The 7,948-nt window shown below is 61.6% G+C and carries 6 protein-coding genes and 1 pseudogene; 2 read left to right on the top strand and 5 right to left on the bottom strand.

Annotated elements, in window-relative coordinates; all coding sequences use genetic code 11:
- From EN932_RS23230 to EN932_RS23210, 4 genes are all read right to left on the bottom strand, one after another.
- Positions 1-1,178 (bottom strand): long-chain fatty acid--CoA ligase (locus tag EN932_RS23230; RefSeq protein ID WP_128369099.1); only part of this gene is annotated, 1,178 nt, incomplete at its 3' end.
- Between the two features lie 26 nt (positions 1,179-1,204).
- Positions 1,205-1,471: an acyl carrier protein gene (locus EN932_RS23225; protein ID WP_013525356.1), complete on the bottom strand. Its 267-nt coding sequence runs from the start codon at positions 1,469-1,471 to the stop codon at positions 1,205-1,207.
- Between the two features lie 23 nt (positions 1,472-1,494).
- Positions 1,495-3,432, bottom strand: coding sequence for an asparagine synthase (glutamine-hydrolyzing) (asnB, locus tag EN932_RS23220; RefSeq protein WP_128369098.1), 1,938 nt, complete (start codon positions 3,430-3,432; stop codon positions 1,495-1,497).
- 1,308 nt (positions 3,433-4,740) lie between these two features.
- On the bottom strand, positions 4,741-6,240 hold the full coding sequence (locus EN932_RS23210) for a winged helix-turn-helix domain-containing tetratricopeptide repeat protein (protein WP_128369097.1): 1,500 nt from the start codon (positions 6,238-6,240) through the stop codon (positions 4,741-4,743).
- A 122-nt stretch (positions 6,241-6,362) separates the two neighbouring features.
- On the opposite strand from EN932_RS23210, the gene EN932_RS23205 reads away from it, so the two are divergent.
- Together EN932_RS23205 and EN932_RS23200 are read left to right on the top strand one after the other, a co-directional pair.
- Positions 6,363-6,620 (top strand): hypothetical protein, encoded by a 258-nt coding sequence (locus EN932_RS23205; protein ID WP_128338155.1) that lies wholly within the window; start codon positions 6,363-6,365, stop codon positions 6,618-6,620.
- A gap of 404 nt (positions 6,621-7,024) precedes the next feature.
- Positions 7,025-7,655 (top strand): annotated as a pseudogene (locus tag EN932_RS23200) (tyrosine-type recombinase/integrase).
- Between the two features lie 192 nt (positions 7,656-7,847).
- On the opposite strand, the gene EN932_RS23195 reads toward EN932_RS23200, so the two are convergent.
- On the bottom strand, positions 7,848-7,948 hold a 101-nt coding region (locus EN932_RS23195), incomplete at its 5' end, for a BBE domain-containing protein (RefSeq protein ID WP_164890583.1).

Raw genomic sequence — 7,948 nt, 5'->3', positions numbered from 1 at the left:
GCGTGGAGCCGCTTTTCCCAGGGATGCGGCCCGGGACGCAGCATCTGCTCCGTGGCCACCTCGTTGCGCCAATAGCCCTGCATGACATGCGGGCCGCGGATGACCAACTCGCCCGCCACGCCCGGTGGCACGCGGTTGCCCTCATCGTCGACGACGATCGCTTCCGTGTTGGGAATAGCGATGCCGACGGAACCCGGCCGGCGGTCCAGCTCCTCCGGGGGCAGGTAGGTGCAGCGCTTGCATTCCGTCAGACCGTACATGGAAAAGAGCCGTACGCCGGGGAACAGCTCGCGCAGCCGGGCGATATGCACCGGCGGCAGGGCGGCGGCGGTGTTCGAGATATAGCGAAGGCTCGGCAGGAAACCCGGCGCCAAATCGCGCATCTGCAGGATCAGCGCCGCCATCGTCGGCACCAGCGGGAAACCGGTGACCTTCTCGGCGCGGATGCGCTCGAAAATGGCCTGCGGAAAGGCGAATGATTTTTCGAGGACGAGGGTCGCGCCGAGCTTCGTCGCCATCAGCAGTTGATAGAGGCCGTAGTCGAAAGCCAGGGGCAGGACATTGAGGATGATGTCGTCACGGGTGTTGCGCAGATAGGTCGTGATGGATTCGGCCGCGGCATCGATATTGCGATGCGTCATCATCACGCCCTTGGGGCGGCCGGTGGAGCCCGAGGTGTAGATCAGCATGGCGAGGTCGATATCGATCCCGCCATGGCGAATGGGCACCGGCGCGACCTTGAGACAATCCTCGAAGGAGGCAGCGCCATCCGGCGTATGGCTGGATGGCGCTTGCGTAGACGCGACGAAGAACGGCCGGTCCGACAGCGCACGCGCCTGGATCACGACAGGCATCAGCTTGGCCTGAGTCAGGATCGCCGCAGCCTCGCAATCGTCGATGACATAAGCGAGCTTGTCGGCCTTGGTGGAGGCGTTGATCGGGCTGAAGGTCGCGCCCGCCTTGAGAACCGCGAAGATCGAGACGGCGGCTTCCCAGCAATTGTCCATGAAGACGAGAACGCGGTCGCCGCGCTGCACGCCATTCTCGGCGAGAGCGGTCGCAAGCCGGTTCGACAGATCGTCGAGCTCGTCATAGCGCAACCGCTCCCGGTCGGTGACAAGCGCCGTCTTCGCGCCATGCGCGGCCGCGTTCGTGATGAGGAATTGCTCGACCCGCATGAGCTCGGGCCTTCCGCTGCCAGCCGTCACGCCGCGACGAGCGATGCGGTCTTCGCTGTGATGAAGGCCGTGATGCGCGCCAGTGAATCGAGGTTGGCCGGCACAATATCGGCGTCCGCAACTGTGATTCCGCAATGGTCCTCGATAAAGGCCACCAGTTCCAGAACGCCGGTCGAATCGATGATGCCGTTCTCGATCAGCGAGTCCGTATCGGCGAGGGCGTGGGTGGTGTCGCCGAACAGGAAGTTCTCGATGACAAAGGCCTTCACTGCGTCTTGGATCGTATCGGTCATGTCGTTCGCTTTCCTTGGTGGTGTCAGGCGGCCTTTGCGTTGCAAATGCCTGTGCCGGTGAAAGTCGTCAGCCACAGCTGCGTCGACAGGATGCCGACAAAGGCCGCGTTGTCGCGAAAGCCGGAGGCCGGCTGGCGGCTGCATTTCTCATGTAGTTTTGCCACTGCCTTCGGATTGAAGAGCCCGCCGGCGCTGACTGCGGCGTCGCCCAGGGCCGACTGGACATAGTCCCTCGTGCCCGGCCCAACGAAGGACTGGCTATCCGGTGCGCGATAGGGCTGCTTGGTCCGCCGGCCGATGGCGGCCGGCAGCAGGTCTTTGGTCGCCTCCCGCAGAATATGCTTCTCCACGAGCCCCTTCAGCTTCATCTCGGGAGGAAGGCCGGCGGCAAACTCGACCAGATGATGGTCGAGGAAGGGAAAGCGGCCCTCGATGCCGTGGGCCATCGCCATGCGGTCGCCCTGGCTGGACAGGATATAGCCAGGGAGAAGGAAGCGGGCTTCCAGATATTGCGCCTGATGCAAGGGATGCCAGCGGGCGAACGCCTCGGGCAGCCGCGCGGCGAGCTCCTCGGCGGCGTCATATCCGGACAATGTGGCACGCAGATCGCCCGAGTAGAACAGCTTCGTCGCCGCCGTGCCGTCGAACCTCGGCCGATGGGAGAACAGCGGATCGTCAAGCGTCGCGCCGCTAGCCCCGAAGAAGGAGAACAGGTACTCGGCCGATTGCTGCCTTAGGCCCGGAAGATAGGGGTAGAGCTTGCGGAACAGATGCGGCCGGATGCGGGAGCCGGGCTGTCTCCCGCAAAAGCGCCGAACCCTGGCCTCCTTGAAAATATCGTAGCCGCCAAAGACTTCGTCGGCGCCTTCGCCCGTCAGCACCACTTTCAAGCCGGCCTCGCGCACGAGGCTCGAGAGCTTGTAGAGCGGGGCAGGGGCAGTGCGCAGGATCGGCCGCTCGGTGAAGCGGATAACGTCAGGGAAGACGGCGGCGATATCGCCTTCCCCGCAGGCGACGGCGCTGTGATGCGTGCCGAGCGCACGGGCCATCTCGATCTGGAAGGGGCTCTCGTCATGTTCGGCGCTATCGAAGGTGACCGAGAAGGTCCTGAGGCCACCCGGCGCCATGCCCGCCGCCAGCGCCGATGTGATGGAGGAATCGAGGCCGCCAGACAGATAGGCGCCGACTGGCACATCGGCGCGCATGCGCATGCGGGTCGCCTCCGTAAGGAGGGCGCGCAGTTCCTCGGCCGCGGCACGCTCGTCCCCGTGCCGGGGCGGCGCGTCCCGGTCGGGATACTCCAGACTCCAGTAGGGCCGGGTCGAGACGCTGCCCTCTTGCACGATCATCAGGCTTGCGGGTTCGATCTCGTAGATGTTGCGGAAGGGCGTGCGCGGCGCGATCGGGGCCCAGAGCGTGAAGATCTGGTCGAGTGCGACCGGATCAATCTCGGCCGCGACGCCCGGGGCCTGGAGGAGCGCCTTGACCTCCGAGGCGAAGTAAAGCCGTTCGCCCTGCCTTGTATAGAAGAGCGGCCGGACCCCCATGCGGTCGCGCGTCAGAACCATGCGGCGGCGGCGGCCGTCCCAGAGCGCAAAGGCGAAATCGCCATTGAGCGCGGAGACGCAATCCTCCCCCATCTCGTCATAGAGATGCAGGATCACTTCGGTGTCGCTGGTTGTCCGGAAATGGCGGCCTTTCGCGCGAAGCTGCTCGCGCAATTCCACATAGTTGAAGATCTCGCCGTTGAAGGCGATCGTCAGATCGCCCGTCGCATCGGACATCGGCTGCTGGCCGTCCCCGAGACCGACGATGGACAGCCGCGCATGGCCGAGGCCGGCCGCCTTTGTGGTGAAGAACCCCTGCTCATCGGGGCCGCGATGGGCAATGGCAGCCGTCATCCTTTCAAGGAGCGCCCTCCCATCCCGGACAGTGCCGAAATAGCCGCTAAAACCGCACATGCCGAGATATTTCCAAGTCCACCAGCGCGGCCCGGACTATAGCCGCCAAGATATCGGTAGGTGTTAAATATTTGGGACTATTCATGAGAATGGTAAATTTTGAGCGGCCGCCGACGGCTGATTCCTTGCGTCAGCATTGGATCTGCCGCGAGATGAGGGCAATGAAGCTTTTGGCGTCGTGTTCGCATGATGTTCACGGGGTCTGAGGGGCAGGCCCTCATCGCCTTCTGTCGAAGGCTAGGTCTGGGACTTCTCAAGGTCTGTCGTTGTCGGGGAAAGTGGTCCGCGCGGCAGAATGAAATCTACGACGGTTGCCATTGCCGGAATTGAGGCAGGCGTGGCCGCATGCCGCCTTGGCGTAACGGCAAGCGATCTGTACAAGGCAGTACTCGATGTTCTTGACGGCCGCGGAATTTTTTGCGGCTACCCAATCCATGGCCATTCATTCGGACTGGGCTGGGGCGGACCATAGTTAGTGCCAGAGAACAGCTTCAAGGTTGGAGCCGGGATGGCCATCGCCGTCGAGTGCATGGCGGGCCGCGAAGACGTCGGCTATGTCAAGTTCGAGCAAGGTACTTGTCCATGCTGATCGCACCGAGCTCATTTCCACCTGTCCGGCGAGGCTCTGAAGACTGGCCCTCAAACGCATGCCCAAAACACAGCTGGTATTGGTAGCAATCCGAGCGGACCAGGCGAGGCAGCCCCACTGCCGGGTCGAGAGAACCCACTTGGTGAACTCAGGCGTGCGCCTGACATTCCGGGCACCGTGGACACGCGTCAAGTCGAGAGGATACTGCGCGAGCGATATCCAAGTACCTCAGTGTAGAGAAGGTCGCGCGACTGCGCGTTTCTTTCCAGTTTCACATAACGAGCAGATATTGTTGCCGAAGGTTGAACCAGCCGTCGCTGGCACTCATGGGAGTATGGCGGTCCCGAACAGGATGCCGTGACGCCCGACCGTGGTGATCGGGTCCGGCAGCTTCCACATGGCGGGTCTTTCTTCTCGATGCGAGCGATCAGGCGCCAGGCACAATCCCATTGTCCTTCCTCACCTCGCAGCGGTTGCCGGCTGGCGGCAGCAATGCGCCTGATCTCGGACGTTCGGCAAACTTTACCTTCGCCCGAAAGCGGACGGTCTGCCAAAGGTAACATGACTGCGTTGCTGGACGACGGGCCTGATCCAGCAATGACCCCGTATGTCAGGTTCCAACAGTATGGGAGGTTGTCCTGTCGATTATCATTGCCATCGTCCTTCTTACTGCTCACATGCACGCAACTGCGGCGATGAGTTGTCGGACCGGCTGGATCCTATAAAAAGCCGGCCTTTCTGAAGCCGGAGAGGAAGTGCTCGAAGGAAGATGGGTCTGCGAAGGGAAGGCGGGCAAGGTAGCCAAGCGAGAGGTCTGGTTGCAGCCTCAGTGTGGCTTCGACTGCGACATGCGCGTTTTCCATCTCGCCTAGATGGGCGTAGGCCGCCGCGAGAAAGGCATGGATGAAGAACTGGTCGCCGGCCTTCCGATAAGCGTCGATGGCGTCGGCATATCGGCCGAGCAGGAAGAGCGCGCTTCCCTTCACCTCCCAGAACCAGACCGGGGGCAACGGGTCGAGCAGTATGGCCCTTTCGAGGACCGCCAAGGACTGCTGAGGCTGGCCGCCGTAGTTGAGCCAGCTTGCATAGTCTCCGGCAATGTTGACGTCGTGCGGATTGAGCGAACGGGCCTGCTGGAAATGCAGTCCGGCATCCCCATGCTGGCGCATATGTACAAGCACGAGACCCATGCTCTGGTTGCAGATGCCGTCATTCCGGTCGAGCAGGAGCGCTGTGCGCGCAGACCGCAAGGCACTTTGCAGCGTACGAGGATCGCGGTCGTACCAGAATCGCGCAACCAGGCACTGCGCTAGATAGGCATGACCTTGAGCAAAAGTCGGATCGAGTTCGGCGCTCCGGGTAAACATGGATTCGCCCTTGTCCATTTCATACTGATGGTAGTGCGCGCGACCCTGCAAGTAGTAGTCGTAGGCGGCCCAATCGGCCGGCGGCGTTCGCCGCGAGCGGCTAGTCGCATCTGCCTCGGCGGCGCCTTGGACGGTTGAAGCCACGAGTGCCGCCACCTCCTCCTGAACCGAAAAGATGTCCTCAAGCGCCCTGTCGTAGCGTTGAGCCCACAAATGGAAGCCGCTGGCGCCGTCGATCAGCTGCGCCGTGATCCGGATACGGCTCCCGAGCCGTCGCACGCTGCCCTCGACGAGGTAGCGCGCGCCGAGTTGCCGGTGGACTTCCGCGCCCTCCGGCGCTGGCCCACGAAACTGAAAAGATGAATTACGCGCGATCACCACGAGCGACCGGTATCGCGCCAGTTCAGTGATGATATCTTCGGTGATGCCGTCGCTCAGATAATGCTGGTCCTGATCGCCGCTCAAATTGGCGAAGGGCAGCACGGCAATGGTGGGTTTGCCGGACGGCGCGATTGGTCGCTGCACTGAACCTTCCACGCGCTCGACAGGCGCGGTGAAGCGGTAGCCGACGCGAGGCACGGTGGCGATCCAGTCGCCACCTTGGTCGGTGGGGCCGAGCGCCTTCCTCAGCGTCGCAACCTGGACGGTGAGATTGCTTTCCTCGACCGCCCGGCCCGGCCAGGCAGCTTCCATCAGCTCGTCCTTGGTCAGGATGTCGCCGGGCCGGGCCGCAAGCGTGGCGAGCAGCGTGATGCCGCGATGCCCGATGGAGATCGGTATTTCATGTCGCAGGAGCGTCCCCTTCTCAGGGTCGAGCAGGAACGGACCAAAGGTGAGGTGAACCCGTTGCATCCCGCCATATTAAACGTTTCGGAATTTTTCGGAACAGTTTCGGCCGCGCTTTAGTACGCAGGTCCGCTCATCCGCCAAAGTAGCGTTATCGACTTTAGCAGCACCAAGAAAGGACGAGCCAAATGAGCACGCAGCTTTCTTTTACCTCAAGACTCTACCAGTCTCTCTGGAGCGAACAGCCGACGTGGACGACTGAACCGGTATCGGTCTGGGCGAGACTCTTCGCCCTGCGCGGCCTGGTCGCGGTCTGGCGCGAGCGCAAGTACTATCGCGAGGAACTGAAGCGACTGGCGGAAGATGGGCCTCAGCGGATCGACGACGTCGTTCTCACCCCGGCTGCCGTCGAGGCGGAACTTCAAAAGCCGTTCTGGAAGGCGTGATTTGCATCCATAGCTGTGAACGATTGTCTGCCTGATTGTCAAACACCGCAACGCCTCGACAGGGCCACCAAACTCCGCAAGTACTGTCTCATCGACGCTCGCAAAGACACGACCGGCATGTTCTATCAGCAGCCGATCAAGGACCTGCCTGTAGGCCGGGGTAAAACATGATCGGTCAATTGCCAGGCCGATGAGGCTCGGCAATGTGGTGCCAGCAACGGACTAGCTTCGCGCATCGCTGCCGACAGCCAAACAGAGCAGGTAGCATCAACAGCGACGAACGCCGTCATAGGCTGAAGGGCTGCTTGTCGACAACTTCGTTCCGAATTCCGAAGGGCAAGTTTCGGCCCATAACCGTCGACCGACGTTTCTCCGGTGGCCATCATGGCCGAAGGAGAAACGAAATGGGACACTCGTGCTACGACCTTGCCGCCTCCGATCGCCGCGCATGGAATGCAGGCAAGAAGATCGGAACGAAACGCCCTCTGAAACTCGACAGATATGGGGCGATACGCTTCTATCTCGATCGAGAGCGGCGTCTGCGAGACAGAGCGCTCTTCGATTTGGCGATCGACAGCAAGTTGCGCGGCTGCGATCTGGTCAAGATCAAATCGGCCACCTTGTTGTAGGACGGAAATCCGAAGTCGCGCGATGGTCATCCAACAGAAGACCGGCCGACCTGTTCAGTACCAGTTGATGAGCGACACACGCTCCAGCCTTCTCGCATGGCTGGAGCGACGCGGCGGGACAGTCGATGATTACGCGTTTCCGAGCAGGATCAATCCAAGGGCTCACATGAGCACAAGTTAGTATGCCCGCCTCGTCGACGAATGGGTCGAGGCGATCGGGCTTTGACCAGAGGAATACGGAACCCATTCCCTGCGTCGCACCAAGGCCTCGATCATCTACAAAGCGACGGGAAATCTGCGAGCCATCCAAATTTTGCTCGGTCATGCCAAGATCGAGAACACGGTCCGCTATCTGGGCGTCGATGTTGAGGATGCTCTCGAACTTTCGGAGGCAACGGAGGTTTGATCAGGTGCGGCTCCACTTCACAAGTGGAGCCGTGACCAGCTTGCGCCCAATCTCGGTCGTTGCGGACAGATCTGTCACTGATTGAAAGCGGCATCGTGGCGACCACGCTGGGGCGTCCCTCGCGACTCAGCGCGTTCAAAGCCACTACGACCAGGCGAGAGTCGCTACCGTACGCCCGACTTGAATTGTGCGTTAGTGCATTGGCAGGATGTTCTGGTTCAGGCGGAACAGATTGTCCGGATCGTATCTGTGCTTGATCTTGGCGAGCCTCGCATAGGCTTCAGCTCCCAAGG

It is taken from the genome of Mesorhizobium sp. M7A.F.Ca.US.002.01.1.1 (assembly GCF_004022955.1).
GTDB classification, from domain to species: domain Bacteria; phylum Pseudomonadota; class Alphaproteobacteria; order Rhizobiales; family Rhizobiaceae; genus Mesorhizobium; species Mesorhizobium ciceri.
The sequence above is the reverse complement of the archived record's forward strand: the minus strand, read 5'-3'. Positions and strand labels throughout refer to the sequence as shown.